Origin of the sequence: Amycolatopsis sp. NPDC059657, from assembly GCF_042734395.1 — a bacterium.
Classification (GTDB): Bacteria; Actinomycetota; Actinomycetes; order Mycobacteriales; family Pseudonocardiaceae; genus Amycolatopsis.
The window spans coordinates 72,524-91,847 of the sequence record NZ_JBHWEB010000016.1; the positions used below are offsets into that span (position 1 = coordinate 72,524).

Genomic DNA, 19,324 nt, shown 5'->3' on the forward strand with positions numbered 1-19,324 from the left:
TTGTGTCAGGTTCTCTTTCGTCGTCAAACGCCTGCACCGCGCCCAAAGTAGCGCTCGCACTCGGCCACGATGGCGGACCAGTCACCGTCATGGGGGAATCTCACGACGTCCCACCCCGCGTCTTCAAGACGATTCGCCGCTTCCGCGTCCCGCTGCGCAACCTGGGGGTAGGAGTGCACCGGTCCGTCGACGAACACGGCGACGTTGACACCAGGCAAGCGGTATACGAAATCAGGCCGAGCAAGCGCTTCCGTGACGAATGTCTGCGTTTCGTCAGGGAGCCGCAGGCCGTTCTCCTTCAACCAGGCGATCAGCCGCTTCTCTAATTCGGTCTCCGCCTGACCGGAAAGCCTCTCGAGCTGCTCCGTGCGGGACTCACCTTGACCAGTGGTGGCCGCGCGGGCACCGGCCAGTCGGAGCAGCAGTTCGCGCACCGAATGGCGGTCGATCACACCGTGACTGGCCTGGTTGCCGTAAGTGAGCAGACACTCGTAGCAGCCACGCGCACAGAGCCGGTCCGGATGCGGACCACCGAGATCTGTGCCGTCGAGGGCGAAGTGACAGATCTCCAAGGCTTTCTCGGCGGCTTGCCGAAGCGCATCCCGATCGGATTGCAGCAACTTCAACACACCCGCACCACCTTCTGCCGCTTCGGTGAACAGGAAACGGTCGCGAGGACCACCGTCGGGCGGAAGCAGCTCGCTGGTCAGCTCCGAGTCTTCAAGCTCGAACGCTGCTTCGATACCGCGTTCCAGTGCGTACATCAGCGACAACGCGACCGGCTCGTCGAGCGGGGCAGCGAGCTTGACGACCAACACGTTGCGGCGGTCCTCGACGTACGGGAGGACACGCTTCCTGCGGCGCTTCTCGTTGCCGTCACTGTCGATAACGGGAAGCTCGCTCGAATCCCCAGACGCTTCGCCGGCTTCGCGTTCGTTGAGCCAGCGGCCGTCAGCCGGGTCGAGCCAGAAGCCTGGCGGCTCGTCTTCACGCGCTCGCACCCGGCCGATGTTGGTGATCCGCACTGTCGCCGAGTCTCCATAGGTCACAGTCGCGATCAGACCATCCACATCGGACACCAACGCATCTCTCCGGCCAGGGCGTGCGCCGTGGTCGTGGAAACGGTAGGACGTCACCAGTCGGAAGCCCGCCCTGCGCCGTTCCTCTTCGTCTGAAGAGATCCGCTCACGCTTGCGAGTGAAGACCGTGTGCAGTTGCAGCAGCCCAGTCGTGTTCTCCAGCAATGGCTCGTCGCACATCTGGCAGCGGCTGGCCGATTCCTGGACGTCGTGGTGGTAACCGCAGGAATCGCAGCGCTTGGCGCTCGTGGTCACCAGATCACCACTCGCGTCCGGTGTCAGCTGGATCCGAGTGACCTGGTAACGACTTCCTTCGTGATAGATCAGCGCGCCCGGGCCGAATTCGCGAACGGCCAGGAATCGAGGGCGTTGCAGGTAGTCGCCGTCACGGTAGCCACGCCCCGAAGTGGGCACGTAGGCAGCGAGAGGCAGCCGGGGGAAGGAATAGCCGGGCAGGAATCCCTCACTTGCCAAGTACCGGTAAGGGTTGAAATCGGACAGCACTGATTTACTGTCCGAGCTGTCGTTTTTGAGCAGATTGAGTTGCGTTTCCGCCTCACGTCGACGGGCGCCGGCAATGTCGTGGTCGCGCTTGGACAGTGTGTGGTCCAGCACTCGACGGTTCTGCTCGGCCTGATCCACCAGCGCGGCCCGGAACAGGCCGCGCCAACGGTCAAACGCCTTGTCGAACTGTTCGCCGGCGGCGCGGACCGTGTCCTCGATCCACTGCGGATCCCACCAACCGGTATCGGCGAAATCTGCGCGTAGCTCGCCGAACACGCGGTGAGCTGCTTCAACGGTACGCCGTTGCGCGTTCAGGTCGAGACGTTTTGCGTCGATGTCATCGTGCAGCCGCAGCTGAGGGTCGGGACGCCGGGCGTCTTCGTTGTGGCTGACGTCGATGATGTCGGGAATGGCTCGCCCGAGCTTCAGACCCGACTCCGCGAGCCAGATAGCATGCACGTGCGAGCGCACCAGGTCTTCGTTGGCTAGGTCCAGTCGTGGCCGGGTAATGATCCCGGCGACCATCCGGTCGGATCGGCGGAAGTAATACTGGTCGTGGCTGTTTCCGGTAGCGCAGTAGGTGGTCACGAGCGCGGGCTGGCCAGACCGGCCTGCTCGACCGCTACGCTGTGCATAGTTGGCGGGCGTCGGCGGAACATTCCGCAACATCACGGCATTAAGCTCGGAGATGTCGACTCCGAGTTCCATGGTCGGCGAACAGTAGAGCAGTTTCAAATCCCCTTTGCGGAACGCCTCTTCCCGCTGCTCGCGGGTTTCCGGATCGACCTGCGCAGTGTGCTCCCGCGCGGCGAGGCCTCCGAGTGCATTACCGGCCTCACGATAGAGATCCCGGAAGAAAGTGTTGACGCGGGGGCCGTCGCCGCTGGCGTAAGTTCGGGTCAGCGGGTCGTGGGCGCCGGTTTCACCCGTCCCGGCCTGCCACACCAAGGTTCTCGCCGCGACCCGATATCCGGTAACCGTCGAACCCGCACTTCGCTGAAACCGGCCAGAACGTTGCGGAGCGATATCGACCCGCTCGACGAGACCGGCGTCGGCGAGCAGGTCTAGGAGTTCCTTGATCACGTGCGCGGCATCGTCGGTCGACAGGTCTTTGAAGTGCTCGCGCCGGAGGTACTTGCCGAACTTCCCCCGGCCGGAGACAAAGAGACTCGTACGGCTCATACCTGGGCGGGAACTTCCGGGGAAAGCCGTTCCCACCTGCGGTTGGTCGTTTTTCGACAGCACCCACGGATCGACGAGGCGCTCTTCGCTCGCGCGCTGAAGGGAATCGAAGTCGTCGCGGAAGTACTGCACATCGATCGCGAGGTTCCGACGCAGGTGGTCGAGCAGGGTCCGGAGAATCTCCACCCGGCGACTCGGTTCGGCGTCTCGGATGCTCGGGTGTTTGCCTAGCCACCGATCGCTCGCGTCCGCGAGCCAGTCGAGGTCCTCGTATCGGATTTGGAGCAGCCCGGTCTGCTCCAGGTTCGGCATAGTGATCCTCCAGCCACGCTGGAGGTCGAGGTAGAGCCGGAATGCGATGACATCCTGCAAGGTCTTGGCTGCGTTGCGCTGCAGCGCGGGGGCAAGGCTGTCGGAGCCCGCGTAGTCGACTGGAGCAAGGCCGAGCGCACCGGCAACCCGCGACGCGAGTTCCTCGTGCCGGATACCTGCTTCTCCGGCGGCCACGATGGCACGGTACAGCGCCCCGCGTAGCTGCGTGATCTGCACAAAGTCGTTGAAATGACCGGCCTGTAACGACGCGTCCTGGCGATTGTCCACGAAGGTGAGCAGTTTGCGGGCCTTTTTGCTGAGCGCCCCTTCGGGAACGGCCTTGAGCGAGCGCACGATCGACGTGGACACGAGCGACGTGGCCGAGGACCGCCCCTCCTGGTCCAGGGTGGCCAGCTTGGCGAAATCCTTGCCGCGCGTCTGCTCGTAGCTGACCGAACAGTGCAAGCAGAAGAGGAAAGGCGCCGGAATGAACGCGGCGGCAAGTGCGCCCGGTAGTTCATTGCCGTAGGGGTCGACATTGACGGCGACCGGGAGCCGAGGCCGATACGACTCGCGAACGCTTTCGTCACCATGCTCGTCAGTTTCCAGCCAGGATTCAGGCAAACGACGGTCGCTTATCGCTTCTTCCGCGGTACTGGGCCAAGGCCGAGCAGCGTCGATGTACAGGTAGCCATCACCCGCGCGTCCACCCGTTGCGGAGGTGTCACGCCTGGGCTGATAGCAGACGTTGCCGTCCTTGACCGTCCGCCAAACCGTCAGGTATTCCTGGCCACATTCGCGGCAGAAAGCGAGAGGCAGCAGAATCTTGCCGTCCGAACCAGGCTGAAATCGCTGGTAGTCGCGTGTCAGATGGCGTGTCGGCTTGTCCTCGAGCGTGACGTAGACGGTGTCGCCCTTCGACAGGAACTGGTGCAACCGAAAGGCGAACAGCGGACGGTCAGTGACAGGATGCCTTGCTTCCGAGCCGGCCTTGAGCGTTCGCTGGATCGCCTTCTTGCAATCGCTCTCACTGAGTCCGCTGGTTTCGGCGAGCTCGCGAGCAGCCTCCTCGATCTTGGCAGGTTTCTGTCGGACCAGCCGCCCAGACTCGTCCCTCCGGAGTCCGAAACGTGTTTCGATCCAACAGGCAAGGGGGTCGGCCACGAGATTCGCATACGCGCGTGGTGTCTCGGTTGCCCGCAACCGGTCGGCCGGTACAGTGTCGACTCCGGTATCGGTAGCTCGCACGAGCGTCTCCCCGATGACGTTGTCCGGGCGCACCTCGGTGCCGAAGAGCATCGTCGCCACTTCGGCGACCACTTTCCGCTGGTCTGCGAAGGTATCCTCGCTCGACATCGTGGCGGACGTCCCGACACACTGCAGGCGGTCGGCCTCACAGGCATCGCGAACCCGGCGAATCAGCAGCGCGACGTCGGCCCCTTGACGGCCACGATAGGTATGCAGCTCATCAAAGACCAGGAACTCCAGCCCTTTCGCCATTCTGATCAGCGATTTCCGGTCGTCCGGCCGGGTAAGCATGAGCTCCAGCATGACGTAGTTGGTCAGCAGGATGTCCGGTGGATTGTCGCGAATCTCCTTGCGCCGTTCGTCGGTCTCCTGGCCGGTGTAGCGCGCATAAGTAACGGGTTCGTGGCCTTTGCCGTAGCCGTCGAGAAGGTACTTGTCGAGCTCCTTGAGCTGACTGTTGGCCAGGGCGTTCATCGGATAGACAATGATCGCGCGGACTCGCTTGCGTGCGGCGGGCCTCTCCTCGGCCCGTTCCTTCAGCACGCGGTCGACAATCGGGACGATGTAGGAAAGGGATTTACCGGATCCAGTTCCGGTGGTCAGAACGTAGGACTCACGCGAATCAGCGATGTCGATTGCCTCGCGTTGGTGACGATGCAGGGTAAGCGGACGCCCGTCGCAGACGGTGCCACCCTCGGTCTTGCCCGCTTGGAAGATTCGCGCACATTCGCTGTGCAGTACCCCGTCGTCGCCGGTCAGTTCGAGCATGGTGCCGCCGGAGGCGAAGAAAGGGTTCAACGACAGCCACGGATCCGGCCATTGGGACTTGCTGTCCAGATCTTGCGTGACGAACGCTGCGATGTCTTCATCGCGAATGATCGTGCCACCCTCGGTGAACGCCCGATAGTCGTCGATAAGTTTCTCGTGAACAGCGAAAACATCCATTCCGGACGTCGCCGAGGTCCCGACAGAGGCGATCACCGGTACGCCATGCCTCGCTTCGCGGCTCGTCGTGAGCCAAGCCACCGGATTCAGTGAATCCCATCCCGAGACTATGGCCTCACCTACCGCGAGCGGCAGCAATACCTCTCGCACCGCCACGGCGTCCGCTGGCCGGCTGGCCGGGCTTTTCGCCAGTAGCTTCTCAATCAGCAGGGCCAGCGTCTCCGGCGTATCCGAACGCAGAAGCTTGATCGAGGGCGGTTGTTCCTTCAGGTGCTTTTCACCGAGCTCGTGTGCCGACTCGCTATGGAACGGCGGTACACCACTCAAGAGCTCGAACAATACGCAACCCAATGCGTAAAGATCGGCGGCCTGGGTGACCGCCGAGGCTTCGAACTGCTCGGGTGCCATGTACCGAGCAGTACCGACCGTGACGCCGCTACTCGTTACCTTTTCGCCTTCGACGTCATCGACGATCCGGCCCATGCCAAAGTCGAGGACTTTGACGCCGCCACCTTGGACCAGCATGACGTTGGCCGGTTTGAGGTCACGGTGCACGACATTCTCAGCGTGTGCGGCTGCGAGCCCGTCGGCAATCTGGGCACCGAGTGCCGCAACCCAGGGAATGGGCAGCTGGGGGTGCTCAGAGACAAGGTCTCGGAGGGTGCGGCCGTCCAGAAACTCCATCGCCAGGTAGGGCAGTTGGTCGACGCCACCGTCCATAAGACGAGGGATATTGGGGTGATCGAGCTTGCGCATGATCCGGACTTCGCGCTCGAACCGCAGGACTGCTTTCTCATCTGGACTGGAGTCAAGGAGAGTGCCCGACCGGTCTCGCAGAATGAGTTTCACGGCAACGGCTTCCTCGTCCGCGCTCTCGAGATCTTGCGCGCGGTACACCTCCCCCATATTGCCTTTGCCGACTGGAACCAGCAGCCGGAACCGGCCAGCCACGACATCCACCCTCGCCGTCACCCTCTCGCCCCTCCCCTGTACGCCAACGATCGACATGCCCGCTCGCTCTAAGTCGTCAGCACTAGCCCATTTGCAACAACCGTACACGACAAGCGACTCTGACGGAACGAGTAATCTGTTGGCACTGTCAACATGCGCAGCGGATGGCTGCGGAGAAACGCTCCACCAGGAGATGATTACTCTGCCATCTCATGACGTGTCTCTTCCGCAGTTCGCGAGGTGGTTGGTCGGCCGGTGGCGGATCGTGGCTGAGACCGCGACGTGATCGACCTAGTCAAGCCGGGTTCGATCACTCAAGACCCTGGACTTTCAAGATCTCAAGCAGCCGGGTTGCAGCGTGGGCGAGGGGGATGGCTTCCTGCTCGATACGGCGGAATGGGGTGGGGCCCGCGGTTGCGATGGTGTTGTACGCGGTGGTCTCGGTTTCGGTCAGGTGCGACAGGGTCTCCGGTGACGGTTTGATGAGGCGGCCTGCCTTGTCGTGGTTGACGCCGTGCTGGGCGTAGTGGTGCAGGTCGGTGGCGTCCATGAGGATCGAGATCACGGGCTTGGCAGATGCTCCGTCCGGTGCTGGCTCAGCCAGCGCGGTACGGAACTGGTCGAGAATCGCGTACCCGTCCGCGTCGATGTCGCCCCAGTAGACGACGTGATCCGCGGCGCGGATCCAGGGCACGTTCGCGAGCAGAGCGGCTGCGGCTTTACCACCACCTTCAACCACGATCGTGTCCTTGACAGACGGGAACCAGAGGCGGGAGTCGCGGTTCTCTACAACTAGGACGACACGAGGCCGGTAGGCGATGTCGTGCACGTCGCCGGTGGTCCAGGCGTCGTGCCGGCGGCGGCCTGACGCAGCGTGGTCAGGGTCGACATAGGTCAGGTGCATGACGGTCAGCCGGGGCCGGACTTCGTCTCGAACGTCGCGTCCTGCGACGTCGCGCAACAGCCCGCCGTGCGTATCAAGCCATTTGGTGTGCATACCGGGGACCGGGAGTTGCCTCAGGGTCCATGGGCTGGCGTCGGGGTGCTGGCGTAGCCAGGTAACGGCGCTGAGCAGTACCTCCACGTCGATAGCCCGAAGACGGTAGACGGCCCGGAGCGTGGCCGGGGCAAGGATCGCGCCGGTGGATCGCAGCGCCGACGCGAGCGAACGGGCACGGTTCACGTCCACGGTGTCGGCTACCAGCGAGACGGCACCGTCCAGATCCGCGATGAGCGTGGCAGGGAAGTCGCCAGCGACTTGTCGGATGGTCACCGCTTTGCGAACGACTTCCACGCCGGTGGGGAGCTGGCCGGAGAATTCGCGCCACTGCGTGTGCCAATCGTGCCAAGCGGTGTACCCGAGTTGCTCGACGGCTTTACCGGTGGACACACCTGGGCGAAGCGGAACGGAGAACACGACCTGTTCGCCAACACCGAAGTCCGCGCATATGGCCTCCGCCCACTTCTGATCGATCTTGCGGCGGACAGCCGCGATGGCGTTCTCCGGAGAGACGAGTCCGCTCATGCGTCCGGAACACCGACCAAGGGCTTCGCCCAGGACCGGCCCTGGGCGTTCTTGAGGACGAGGTACTCCGCGTCCACGTGCGGTTCGATCGCGCTGTGCTTGTCATTGGGGGCGCCGATGATGAGCTGGAAACCGAGACCGCGCCACGCGCCGATGGCCCGGCCGGTGAAGTGCGCGTCCGCCTTGATCAGTGCCTCGTCGAGGAAGACGGGAGCGTAGCGGGGACGTGTGGCGCCCGCGTCACCCAGTTGGTATCGCAGAGCGGCGCCGACGATGAACGCGACCAGCTCCTGTGACTCGCCGCCGGACTTCTCGCCGATGTGGTCGTACACAGCGACATGCTCGTCTTCGAGATCGCGTTTCTCGGCGCTGATCCGGACATGGTTGCGCACGTCGACGAGGTCGGCGAAATCCGGCGCGGTGCGTCGGATACGGTCGATCACCTTGGCCATCCGGTGGTAGGCGCGTTCCCGGTCGTCGTCGGTCGCCGCCTGGTCGATGAAGGCGCGCACGTCGCGCAGCTCCTTGCGGAAACGGGCGCGCACCGTGGAGTGGCTCTCCTGCGGGTCGATGCGCAGCCGATGATTGTCGTCGGCGAACGGCAGCCCGGCGAGGATGCGGTTGACCGGGTCGATCCGGTCGCGGATTTCGCGTACAGCAGCAGCAAGCTCGCTGTCCAGGCCGGTCAGATCGTTGCCGGACAGTTTGAGCAAGCTGTCCCGCCACTCGCTCTCAAGGTCATGCAGGCCGTTGGTTTCCAGGTCAGTGAGCAGGCGGTCGAAGTCGCGGTAGGAGGCGTCCGGGTCGGTGCCGAGATTAGGGTTCGGCCAGCGCTCGCGGAACGTCGAGAAGATGTCGAGCAGGGCATTCCTCGACCTGCCTATCGCCTCAGCTGCTGACTGGCGGTCGGCGCGGAGCCGTTCGGCGGCGCGCTTCAGTGCCGCGTCGAACTCCTCGAGAGTCCCTTCCGGTGCGGCGCCGTCGGGCTTGCTGTCGAACAGCGTCTCTAGGTAGGCCTGGTGTTGCTGGCTGACATCGGTCGCTGTCTCCGCGGCCGTGTCGAGTGCCAGCTGGGCGCGGTCCACCTCGTCGACGGTCGACTCCCAGGCCTTGTCGAGCCTCTCCACTGCCTCCTTCTGCCTGCCGACGCGCTCGGTCAGTTCCCTTACTTTCTCCTTGAGCTCATCCACCTGGCTCTGCAGCTGGTCGATCTTCGGGTTGTCGAGGCGGACCTCCTCGACAACGCGGTTCCAGCGGTCCCGCTCCGCCTCGACCGAAGAGACATCCACCTGGTCCCAGGACAATTCGGTGAGGATCTGGTAGGTCGCACGCCGGTCTTCGAACAAGTCGAGATTCTCCACCGACCTCGACACCGAGACCACGGCACTGTCAAAGCGTTCCCGCGCGGAGCCGATTCGGTTCTCGAGGTCGGCGAGCATCCTGCTGTTGGTGAAACCGAGCAGGTTGGGCCTGCCTTGTCCACCGTGCGCACCCCGGCCGCCTTCCGATGTCTGGCCGGTGATCGTGAGTGCCTTGGAGTACTTCGCCAGCAGACCGGGCGCCTCGACGCAGACGAAGTCGAACCGGCGGGCGAGCTCACTCTTGAGCCAGGCGGTGAACGGCGACGGTCGGTAGTCGAGCCGACCAGGGAGTGTTGTGCCGTCAAGTCTGACCTCGTCGCGCAGACCGGTACGCACTCCCTCGAACTGGACCCGCCGGACGGTCGGCACCGCGTTGATCGCCTCACGGAACGAACTCAGGCCGCCGATGTCGATCAGCAGCCGGGTGGCGAATCCGCCGAGCGCCAGGTTGAACGCGTCGCGCCACGGCTCGAACTCCGTCCGTACCTCGATCAGCTCGCCGACGAACGGCAGGTCGTCGGGCGTGAGCCCGGCGGCCTTGGCCAAAACCGCGCGAGCCGCGTGCAGCTCGGTCGGGATATTGCCCTTCCGGGCCTTGACCGCGTTGTGCTCGGCTCGCAATGCGCCCAGTTCGCGTTCGGCCTCTCTCTTCTCCGTCATGGCTTCGGCGAACTGGTTCTGAGCGGTTTTCCTGGCGTCGGTGTCAGCGACGAATCGACGCGCCGTCTCTACCAGCGCGGCGAAGTCGTCGCCGGTCGCCACGGTGACGTCGATGGTGGCGAGCGCCCGGTCCAGCCGTTCCCGCGCGCGTTCGACGTCATCCAGTTTCTGCTCTACGCCGCGGATCTCCCGGAGTGCGGTGTCCAGGCGGTCGCCGCCGGACGCGCGCAGTGTCGTGGCCACCGCTTCGCGCTGCGCTTCGGCTGCCTTGACCAGGGCGTTGGTCTCCGACAGTTCCGCTTTGGCCCGGCGGTGCCGCAGGGACAGGTCCGCCTCCGCCGCACGCAGCAGGTCGAGACGGCGTCCATGGCGCCACAACGCGGCGGGTGACGACGTGTCGGTGAACAATCCGAGTTCTTCGATCAGGTGCAACCGGTCGAACGATTCGTCGATGGTGTGCCGGTGTTCGCGGATCGGGGTCAACGCCTTCACCTGCTGGCGGGCGGTGATCATCCGCTTCCGGGTACCGGATAGCTCGTCGAACTGCTGTACCACCGCGTCCGCGGTGGTCAATGTGGACGGTTCCTCAAGAACCATCGTCTTGTACAAGGCGTCGACTGTGGTTATCTGCTGCCCTGCTTGGATCCGGCCCAGCAGCGCGACCGCCTTGTGCCCATCGCCCGCGGCGCCGATCCCGAGTGCGGTGTGCAGCCGCGCGGTGAAATCCCGGTCGGTACCCAAGTAGGTCAAGCCGGTGCCCTCGACCTCGGTCTTCGCGAACTTCGCGCGTGCCGGGCCTTCCAGGTTCGGCAGGTGGTATTCGCTGTCGCAGGTGGCGCGCACCGCTGTTACGTCGTCGAGTACGCGAGCGGACGAGGGCACGTACCAGGCCCGCACAGCGGTGAACTCGGCGCCAGTGTGGTCCGCCCAGGTCATCGCGATGGCCGACCAGGTGTCGCAACCGTCCCCACGCAGCACCCGCGACGTGGTCTCGCCATCGGTACGGGACTCGTCGAGCTTTCCGCGCGCATAGGACAGGATATTGCGCTGGTCCTTGCCTCGCGGCCTGCCGACCACACCGCCGTTGGACGCCCCGTTGAAGGGGGTCGTGTGCGGCATGAGCAACGCGATGTAGGAGTCCATCAGGGTCGACTTGCCCGACCCTGAACCTCCGCTGAGCAGGGTCGGGCCAGGCGCGAGCCGGACGCGGTGATAGCCGTCGTAGCCGCCCCAGTTGACCAGTTGCAGGTCTTGCGCCACCCACTGCTCGCCCCGCGATGCCGCCGGGATCAACCCGAACAGCGTGTCGATCATACTCACGTCGTGGCCTCGTTCCGCTCGCGCAGCCACTGCTCCAGTTCGGTGAGCTTCGCGGTGCTCAGCACGACCTCCACCATCGGGGTGATCCGGTATCGACCGTCGGACTCCTCTGTGAGGAGACCTTCGGTGACCAGCCGCTCCACGGCTTTGCGGACCTCCTGCTGGCTGCGGGCCAGGTTGTGGTCGTTCGGATCGGAGTAGGTCAGCACGGTCTGCTCCAGTTCCTCGACGTCCACCCGGGCGGACGTCTCGCCGGTGCCACGTTCCCGCTGGAAGATGGTTCGCAGATGTACCAGCACCAGGGTCTCAGCCCGGGTGTAGGAGTCATCCTTGAGCAGGATCGGCACGTCCATCTCCACCGAGCGCACCTGCTGCTTGTAGGCGACACCCCGGTCATGGTCGACCACGAGCCGCACGAACAGGTCGTGCAGTCGTGACTCGAGGATCTGCTGGTTCTCCAGCAACGTGCGCCACTGCGCCGCGTTTTTCTCGGCCAGCAGGAATTTGCGCCGCAGCAACTGGACCAGCACCCGCCGGACGTCCGCGTCAAGGGTGCCCGCGTCGCCTGCGAACAACTCGGTGGGATCGTCCTCCATCGAGATTGGGACGATGAACCCGGCAGCCGTATCGTCCGACCACTCGCGGCCGCTGTCCGGCTCACTCATCAGCATCGCTCCCGTCCGTACTCACCGGATTCGCCGCCAGCACGCCGCCGAGGGCGAACCGGCGCCGGGTCTGGTCGGGCCGGACCGTGTCGACGACCGCGACCTCGGCCGTCTCGGTGATTCCGGTGTCATGGGCGATCTCCAGCAAGCCGAGCAGGTCGACCGGCCGCTGGATGTCCTCGGCCGCCGCACGAAAGGCCGCCGCGATATCCACGCTCTCCGCATCGCCGGCGAACGCCGCCAGGTGCGCACCCAACTCGGCGTACCTGGGGCCACCCCATGCTCGAGTATCCGCGGTCGGCATGTCCTCGGCCTCGTCCCATTCCCGCAACGGCGCGGGCGGTCGCGGTGGCCGCAGATCGCTCATCTTCTGCCGCAGATGTCCGATGTCGGCCACCGGCAGGCGACGCAGCGGTTCGACGGCCTCGCCCCGGCGTGAGCCGGGAACCCACTTGTGGAGCCCGGACATCACATCACGCAGCAATTCGTCCACCTCACGATCCCGCATCGGATCGTGGTTGCGGACCTGGGTGGTGATCACATGTGACGCCTGGCGCTGCGCCGTCAGTACCTCCTTGACGCCCTGCTCGATCCGGCGCGAGATCTCGGTGAGCTCCCGCCGCTGCTGCTCCGGCAACAGGTCGGTGAACCGGTGCCGCAGCACCACGCGCAGCTGACTCCACAGGTCATCGATCTGCGCCGGGTCGCCGATGAGACGCAACGCCCCCGCGAACGCGCGGCCCTCCTGTGTCGCGTCCAGGATCTGCTGACCGCGGGCCAGGTACTCGCGCAGCACCTCACCGGTCGGCCGAACATCGTGCCGCAGCTCGGCGACGACATCGCGTTGGATGGCTTTGATCGACTCAGCCACCCGGGCGAAGTCCGCAGGCAGCTCCCGCGCCAGGTGCAGCACGTTCTCGGCAGCCTCGAGCAACTGCTCGTCCTCGACGGTCTCCACGGCACCACCCTGCTCCAGCCGGGTGAGCTCCTGCTGCCGTTGCTGGATCTCCTCGTTGAGGCGTGCCATCCGGGCCGTGACGTCCGGGTCAGCGTCCTGAGCGAGCCGCTCGATCGCCTCCAGCAACGTCCTGACCCGCGACTCCGACACCCTCGTCCGCACTCCGCCGACTCGCCCGGCGACCTCGAGAGCGCCCACGCCGAACGCGGACAGCCGGTACACCTCGACGTCATCATCGGACACCTGCCGCACCAGCCAGCCCGCCTGCACCCACTGCCTGCACAGGTCCCGCGCGTTCCCGGCAGGCAATGGCTGGTTGTCCTCGTCGCCGTAGCCCGCGGCCCGCAGCTGGTCGAGGGCATCATTGATCTCCGCGTGCGAGTCCGCCACCGACACCATCGGCCGCTCCGCGGTGAACACCATCGCCAGCACCGTCACCACGAACGGTGCGTGCGTCTGGTGGAGCAAGGCCAGCATCGGGTTCTGAAACGCCCGAAGCGCCCCCTGATATGCACCTTCTACCCCTCGTGTACCCATCACCACGCAGCGTACGACACAAGTACCGCACCGTCAGCTTCCACAACTGCGACCATCGGCCCTCCGGTGGGCTGCAAGCCCACCGTGTCGCGGTGGCAAACCTTTGCCTCAAGCATGGTTTCTGCGCCTCTACCCATGTAACTGATCGCCGCCTCTACGCCAACGTCTGCAGGCCGCTGGCCAAGTCGGCCTGCACGAGTTCATCGCCGCCGCGCCGGGAACCGCGACAACGATCGCCACGCCGGCCGGGCTCGCCGCCAGCAACTCGTCACGTTTCGCCGGTGTGGCATCGAGAAAATCCAGTAACGCCTGGACTTCCAGAGTTTCGAGCAGGCGTTCGCCGCACTCGACCTTGCTGACCTGGCTGGGATCGCACTCGATAGCCGCGGCCAACTCGCGCTGCTGTTTGCCGGACGCAAACCGCAGCAACCGCACCTCTGCACCAGGCTGCCATCGGGTCGCTGTTTCCCGTACGTCATTGGTCCATGACCTCCGGCTCCTCGTGGCATGGCCGGCGTTCTGTTAGGCCGCGGGCGGTTGCTGGCGGGTTTTGCGGGGGACGAGTGCGGCGGAGGCCTCGGCGGTGCCGCGGGCGAGTTCGGGCAGGATGTGGGCGTAGGTGTCTGCGGTGATGGTGATGCTGGAGTGCCCGAGCAGCGCCTGCACCTCCTTGAGGCTGGCTCCGGCGGCCAGCGCGATGGTGGCGGCGGCATGGCGGAGGTCGTGTAGCCGGATGGGTGGGAGTCCGGCGGCGTCAGCGAGTTCCTGGAAGACGTCGGTGACCTTGGCCGGGTGTACGGGTGTGCCGTCGGGGTTAGTGACCACCAGTCCCGATTCCTGCCAGGCGTCGCCTGCAGCGAGCCGTTGCCGGTCTTGGTGCTCCTTGTGCTCGGTCAACGTCTCGGTGGTGGCGTTGTCGAGGGCCACGATCCGGCCGGAGGCTTCGGACTTGGGCTCGCCGAACTCGACCTTCCAGCCGAGCTGGACCAGCGCGGAGGAGATGGTGATGTCCTGGGTGTCCAGGTTGGTTTCCGACCAGGGCAGGCCGCAGGCTTCGCCGCGGCGAAGACCGCGGTAGGCGATGAGGTGATACAGCGGGTAGTAGGGGTGGCCATAGGCGTGGTCGAGGAACTCCCCGACCTGTTCAGGCATCCACACCATCACCCGGGATGGCTTCTTCCCCGTCTCCTCCCAACGACGAACCCGCTGGGGCGTCCACAGCAGCGCCTTGGGGCGTTTGCCGGAGGGCAGTTCGACGTAGGAGGCGGGGTTGAAGGTGATCAGCGGGACCGCTTTCCGGCCGCGTTTGAGGCGGATGGCGGCGTTGAGCGCGGCGCGCAGGGTGGCGCGGTAGCGCTGCATGGTGGCCGCGCCCATGGTGCGCATGCCGTAGACGCTGGCGCGGACTTGTGGGTCGTCGCTGGTGCGGCCTTCTTCGATGCGGTCGTTGCGTTCGGCCATCGCGTCGAACATGCCGGAGATGTGGTCGATGGTGAGTTCGTCGAGCCGGTAGTGCCCGAGGTGCGGGATCAGCCACAGTCGGAGATGGCTGCCGTAGGAGCGTTTGGTGCCGCCCCGGAGTTTCTTCCTCCCAGCAAGCCAGGTTTCCAGCCACTGCTCGACGGTGGGGATAGCGTCGGGGTCGGTGCCGACGTCGAGGCGCTTGGTGACCTCCTCGGGGGTGGGGAGGGGCTCCTTGGCGCGCAAGGCGCCGTCGATGAGATCGCCGATCAGGATCCGCTCGGCCGGGCCGCGATGCGCGCCGAGCTCGACCAGATCGGCGACGTAGTCCAGTTCGGCCTGCGCTTCGGTCTGCCCGGCGAAGCCTCCGCGCCGCAGGATCCGGCGTTTGCCGTCGGCGCGGCGCGGGAGTTCGGCTTGGTAACACCAGTTGCCGTGTTCCGAACTCCAGGCGCCGCTGCGGCGTTTCAGTTTCGGGCAGGTGACGCCGATGATTTTGCCGGTGTCGGGGTCAGCACAGGCGCAGCGCTTGTAGGTGCGGCCTTTGAGCCGAGGGGAGGTGCGTGGGGGCATTGCGGATATTCCTTTCACCCAATCCGTTGGTGGTGGCAGCGGATATGGACGCTTGCGTGCACCCGGAGGGCAAGCCGTTAGGACGAGTGTTTTTCTTCCAGCCCAAGAAGTTCGGCGATGTGGGCGACGGCGACGACGTAACGGCGGCCGATGCGCGTAGCCGGAACCGGGAAGTCACCGGACTTCGCGAGCTGATAGGCCTTTGTCCGACCGACGCACAGGATGCGCGCGGCGGTCAGCAAGTCCGTTGTGACGCCCAACGCGAGCAGACTCGCGCACGACCACGGCGGCGGTGAACTATCCGCGCGTGCCGGGGCGGCGAGCTGGTCGAGGTCGGTGATCGCGGGCACCTCCGGCCCGGCGCTGGTGGCGGCGGGGCGGTGGTTGGTGGGTTCTCGCCGTCGCCCGCTGCGCCCCATCGGGCCGGTGGACGGTGTGCTGGGGGCAGGACGGTCACGTCGGGCCGCCTGCGGCCCAGCTGGCGGCCTGGCCTGCCCCAGGCGGGCCGAGCTGTGCGGCACCGAGCGCGTGGTGGTGGTGTCCATCGGCGTTGCTCCCCGGGGTTAGCTGGCGAGGTGGCGCGGTTGCGCGAGTAGGCGGTGCCGCAGCGCGCGCCGGGTGTCGGTGGTGGGGTTCTGCGCGGCCCAAAAGAGTGCGGTGGTGACCAGGGCGCGGTGGGCAGGCTGCGCGGAGAGCACCCACTCGTCGGCGGGCCGAAAACGGCCGTCCTCGTCATGGGTGTTGAAGGTTTGGTACCCGGTGTATTTGAGATTCGTGAGGACGCCTGCCACGGTGTCGGGCTGCCAGCTGCTGCCGGGTGGCGGGTAGCAGTCGGGGTTGTTGTTCAGCCGCACGGTGATCTGCTCGATATCGAGGCCGGTGACCGCGCGCCAGTAGAAGATGTTCTGAACGACCGGGGCGCGGCGTGGGTCCGGAGTCAGGCGGGTGCGGGGCCGGCCGCTGGCCGAGCGGGAGCCGGACACCGTCATGGTCAGGTAGCCGTACGGGGGCTGGTGCAGGTTCCAGCCCTGGCGGATCAGGGCGGCGGTGGCCTCGTGCGCGCGCCGCGTGACGGGATGCTCGCCACCCTCGACGGCGGTGGTGTGGTGCGACGCCGGTTCCGGGTCGGTGGCGTGGCGGCGGGCGGCCAGCCAGTCGCGAACGCGGTGCCACCAAGGCCGGGGTGCCGGGCGGAGAGGTCGAGCGGTGCGTGGGATGGGCATTGTTTGTGCCTTCTCTCCAACAAGTCTTCGAGGCGGACGGCGGCGCTCGGGCGTCGTGGAGCGCCACCGAAACGCGGTAGGTTCCACGCCGGAAGGCGTGGCCAGGCATGCGAGGCGCCACCGGGTACCGGAGGCTGTTCGGCTACGGGGAGCGGCGATCTGTGCTCTGCGCGCGCTCGCCGGACAGGTCGGTCGAAGGCGGGCAGCGGTGGCGGGTGACGGCGCGGCGGGCGGCGGCCGGGCGGCGGTAGTGGCGGTCCCAGCCGCAGTCGCGGCAGTGCACGCGGGTGCTCACGCTGCCCACCCCCGCGCAGTAGGCTCCTCGTCATTGCCGTCTCGGCGATCGCGGGGAATACGTGGCAGGCCGGGTGGCGGCGCGAGTCGACGAGCTGGCGGTGCGGGCGCAAGCGAACGCCTGAGAACGATCACATCCTCGTGCGCGATCAGGTGCAGCGGCAGCCCGGCGTCGCGTTGTTTGCGGATGAAGTCTCGCTGAAAGAAGCTGCCGCGCGCGACCAGCTCGTGCTCGGCAACGCGGGCCAGTAACGCGACCGAGCGCTCCACCGGGACGAGCCCGGCGTGGATACCGCAGGCGAGGATCTGTGACGGCAGGTCGATCAGCTCGGAGTGCTCCCGCCACGGCCGCACCGTGATCGCCACGTGCCCGCCGGGGCGCAGTACCTGGGCGCAGGCGGCGAGGATGCGGGTGAACCCGGACAGCAGCCGGTGGTGGCCGATGTTGGCGAGGTTGCCGCGGTCGAGGGTGTTGCCGTAGCGGTGGTGGTACTTGTGCACTTTCCCGTCCCCGGACGGGTCGCCGGCCGTGCTGACCTGACCGTGCAGGGACGGCCCGTACGGCGGGGAGGTCACGACCAACGCCACCTGGCCCCGATACTGCGGCGGGAGCAGCGTCGTCAACTGGCGCGCGTCGCCGGCGACGACCTCACCGTCGTGGTCGTAGCCGCGGTCGCGAGCGAGCTCGAGGTTCGCGCGCGCCACCGTCACCCAATGGGGCTCGTACTCGATACCGACCGCGCGGCGTCCGGCGTCGATCGCCTCCACCAGTGTGGTGCCGATTCCGCACATCGGGTCGAGCACGATGTCGCCGGGGCGGGTGTAGTGCCGGACGGCGTGCGCCGCCACGGCCGGCAGCATCTTGGCCGGGTGCGCGGTCGACTCGGCGACGAACCGGCCTTTGCGTTGCGCTGCCGGAGAGGTCTGCGCTGTTGCCCACACCGAGAGCGGCAACTCGTCGGCCAGGCTGGTTCGCACAGCCGATGGGTCGACGGGATCGGGCGAGGCGGTGTGTTCCGAGTGAGCAGTGTCCGCGCCGGAGGTGTCGGTGTCGAGGGCGTTGATGACCTCGCGCGGGATGCGCACGGTCGGCTCGTCGGCTTCAGCGGAGGAGACCGCCGAGCCGGGAGTAGTAACGGTGGTGGGGCCGGGATCGGCCGGGGCGTGCGGCATGGTGCACCTGTCTTTCGAAACGGTGGAAGGGGTATGCGCCGCGGCGGGCGCGAGGCGGCGAGTCATCGGATCTCTGTCGCGTGAGCAGGTCCGTCTTGGGCCTGTTCTGGCGGCACGGACGGCAGGTCATGGTGGTCGTGCGGCTGGCTGAAGATCAGCAGATCCCCATGTGCGATGGCGTGTGGGGCGGGCAGTCCGCGGACCTCGGCGCGGTGCCGGGCGCGGGCGTAGTCGTCGGCCGCGGCGGGTGTCGTGGCTGGGTCGAGGTGACCGTCTCGGATGGGGGCGTGAAGGATGACGATGTGCTGGAGGTAGAGCAGGTCGGCGTTCTGCCCGGCCGCGACCATCGCACCCGTCGGGTCGACCAACCTGCCGTCGTACCAGTCACTGTGCGTGTACACGGCGAGGATGCCGCCGACGGTCAGCAGCCGTGCCGCGGCGAGCGCCACCCGGTCCAGTGAGCCGTCGCGAGTCTGGTGCGCGGGCAGCGCGGTGATGATCAGGTCGGCGGTTCCGGCAGCGTCGCCGACAGCGGTGTCGACTGCTTCGACCGGGCGTGCCGCAGCGAGCGTCGACTGCGGCGACGCCCCGGGCGCCGGGTGCGGTCGGTCGGTGACGAAGTCGGCCCAGAACGGCCGCGACGACTCCGCCGGACCGGCGCCGTCGGCGGGGAGGTGGACGATCTCGCAGTCGCGCCCGAGTGCCCGGACAGCCTCGCGCGCGGTCGCGAGTTCGCCGGCGGCTGGCGGCTGCGTCGGCCCGATTGCGTCGGCCGGGTTCGCGTGGTCCTCGGCCGGGGTGGGCCATGGGAGCAGGAGCACCCGGGCATCGGTGTCTGCGAAGCCTGCCACGACGGTTTCCACGATCGGCACCGGCCACTTGGCGTACGGGTCGATCGGGTCGGGGCCGCAGGACCAGACCGAGGCAGGGGTCGGTGCGGCCGCGGTAGTCGCCCGGGTCCGGGTGGTGGTCGCAGTGCGCCGCGAGCGGGTTGGCGAACCGGTGCTCCAGGTGGGTGTGGCAGCGCCGGGGTAGGGCGCCCGGTCCGCGCTGCGGCGGGTGCGCGGTGCTCGAGTGGGTTCGCGTCGGGCCCGTGGGCGGTCGGCCGGGGGCTGCGAGCGGTGGGTCATGAGAAGCCTCCTGAGGAAAGGGCGGCCGGCGCGGTGCTGGCCGGTGGTCGTGCTGTCGCTGACTAACTCCGGAAAAACGGCCTCCCGGGGACGGCACGTCGGCGAAAAATTAAAAAGTCACCGCGGACCACATTCCTGACAGTCAAGCTGTCGAGGGTTTCAAGAAGAGAAGCGCGAGAGCAGTTCGCGCATTCGAGGTCATGCCTCCAGGAAGCCACGCGAC

At 66.5% G+C, this 19,324-nt stretch carries 12 protein-coding genes; all 12 read right to left on the reverse strand.

Annotated elements, in window-relative coordinates; translation table 11 throughout:
• Nucleotides 1–23: 23 nt before the first annotated feature.
• On the reverse strand, nucleotides 24–6,176 hold the full coding sequence (locus ACFV15_RS11475; protein WP_378350157.1) for a protein kinase: 6,153 nt from the start codon (nucleotides 6,174–6,176) through the stop codon (nucleotides 24–26).
• Between the two features lie 355 nt (nucleotides 6,177–6,531).
• Complete coding sequence (locus ACFV15_RS11480; protein WP_378350118.1) at nucleotides 6,532–7,746, reverse strand: Wadjet anti-phage system protein JetD domain-containing protein; 1,215 nt, start codon at nucleotides 7,744–7,746, stop codon at nucleotides 6,532–6,534.
• Entirely contained in the window at nucleotides 7,743–11,087 is a 3,345-nt protein-coding gene (locus ACFV15_RS11485) for an ATP-binding protein (protein WP_378350119.1), read from the reverse strand. The genes ACFV15_RS11480 and ACFV15_RS11485 overlap by 4 nt, the downstream gene beginning before the upstream one ends.
• Complete coding sequence (locus ACFV15_RS11490) at nucleotides 11,084–11,752, reverse strand: DUF4194 domain-containing protein (protein ID WP_378350120.1); 669 nt, start codon at nucleotides 11,750–11,752, stop codon at nucleotides 11,084–11,086. The genes ACFV15_RS11485 and ACFV15_RS11490 overlap by 4 nt, the downstream gene beginning before the upstream one ends.
• Complete coding sequence (locus ACFV15_RS11495; RefSeq protein WP_378350121.1) at nucleotides 11,745–13,247, reverse strand: DUF3375 domain-containing protein; 1,503 nt, start codon at nucleotides 13,245–13,247, stop codon at nucleotides 11,745–11,747. Before ACFV15_RS11495 ends, ACFV15_RS11490 begins: the two co-directional genes overlap by 8 nt.
• Nucleotides 13,248–13,376: 129 nt before the next feature.
• Nucleotides 13,377–13,682: a helix-turn-helix domain-containing protein gene (locus tag ACFV15_RS11500; RefSeq protein WP_378350122.1), complete on the reverse strand. Its 306-nt coding sequence runs from the start codon at nucleotides 13,680–13,682 to the stop codon at nucleotides 13,377–13,379.
• 87 nt (nucleotides 13,683–13,769) lie between these two features.
• Nucleotides 13,770–15,281: a tyrosine-type recombinase/integrase gene (locus ACFV15_RS11505; protein WP_378350123.1), complete on the reverse strand. Its 1,512-nt coding sequence runs from the start codon at nucleotides 15,279–15,281 to the stop codon at nucleotides 13,770–13,772.
• 77 nt (nucleotides 15,282–15,358) lie between these two features.
• Nucleotides 15,359–15,826: a hypothetical protein gene (locus ACFV15_RS11510; RefSeq protein ID WP_378350124.1), complete on the reverse strand. Its 468-nt coding sequence runs from the start codon at nucleotides 15,824–15,826 to the stop codon at nucleotides 15,359–15,361.
• Between the two features lie 18 nt (nucleotides 15,827–15,844).
• Nucleotides 15,845–16,504, reverse strand: coding sequence for a recombinase family protein (locus ACFV15_RS11515; protein WP_378350125.1), 660 nt, complete (start codon nucleotides 16,502–16,504; stop codon nucleotides 15,845–15,847).
• A gap of 142 nt (nucleotides 16,505–16,646) precedes the next feature.
• On the reverse strand, nucleotides 16,647–16,799 hold the full coding sequence (locus ACFV15_RS11520) for a hypothetical protein (protein WP_378350126.1): 153 nt from the start codon (nucleotides 16,797–16,799) through the stop codon (nucleotides 16,647–16,649).
• Nucleotides 16,796–17,971, reverse strand: a complete 1,176-nt coding sequence (locus tag ACFV15_RS11525) for a TRM11 family SAM-dependent methyltransferase (protein ID WP_378350127.1) — start codon at nucleotides 17,969–17,971, stop codon at nucleotides 16,796–16,798. The genes ACFV15_RS11520 and ACFV15_RS11525 overlap by 4 nt, the downstream gene beginning before the upstream one ends.
• A gap of 62 nt (nucleotides 17,972–18,033) precedes the next feature.
• Nucleotides 18,034–18,822, reverse strand: coding sequence for a hypothetical protein (locus ACFV15_RS11530; protein WP_378350128.1), 789 nt, complete (start codon nucleotides 18,820–18,822; stop codon nucleotides 18,034–18,036).
• Nucleotides 18,823–19,324: the final 502 nt, after the last annotated feature.

Bases quoted from the DNA above. Each gene is read 5' to 3' on its own strand.
- ACFV15_RS11480 (WP_378350118.1), bottom strand. From the start codon at position 7,746: ATGAGCGGACTCGTCTCTCCGGAGAACGCCATCGCGGCTGTCCGCCGC.
- ACFV15_RS11515 (WP_378350125.1), bottom strand. From the start codon at position 16,504: ATGCCCATCCCACGCACCGCTCGACCTCTCCGCCCGGCACCCCGGCCT.
- ACFV15_RS11490 (WP_378350120.1), bottom strand. From the start codon at position 11,752: ATGAGTGAGCCGGACAGCGGCCGCGAGTGGTCGGACGATACGGCTGCC.
- ACFV15_RS11505 (WP_378350123.1), bottom strand. From the start codon at position 15,281: ATGCCCCCACGCACCTCCCCTCGGCTCAAAGGCCGCACCTACAAGCGC.
- ACFV15_RS11525 (WP_378350127.1), bottom strand. From the start codon at position 17,971: ATGCCGCACGCCCCGGCCGATCCCGGCCCCACCACCGTTACTACTCCC.
- ACFV15_RS11475 (WP_378350157.1), bottom strand. From the start codon at position 6,176: ATGGGGGAGGTGTACCGCGCGCAAGATCTCGAGAGCGCGGACGAGGAA.
- ACFV15_RS11495 (WP_378350121.1), bottom strand. From the start codon at position 13,247: ATGGGTACACGAGGGGTAGAAGGTGCATATCAGGGGGCGCTTCGGGCG.
- ACFV15_RS11510 (WP_378350124.1), bottom strand. From the start codon at position 15,826: ATGGACACCACCACCACGCGCTCGGTGCCGCACAGCTCGGCCCGCCTG.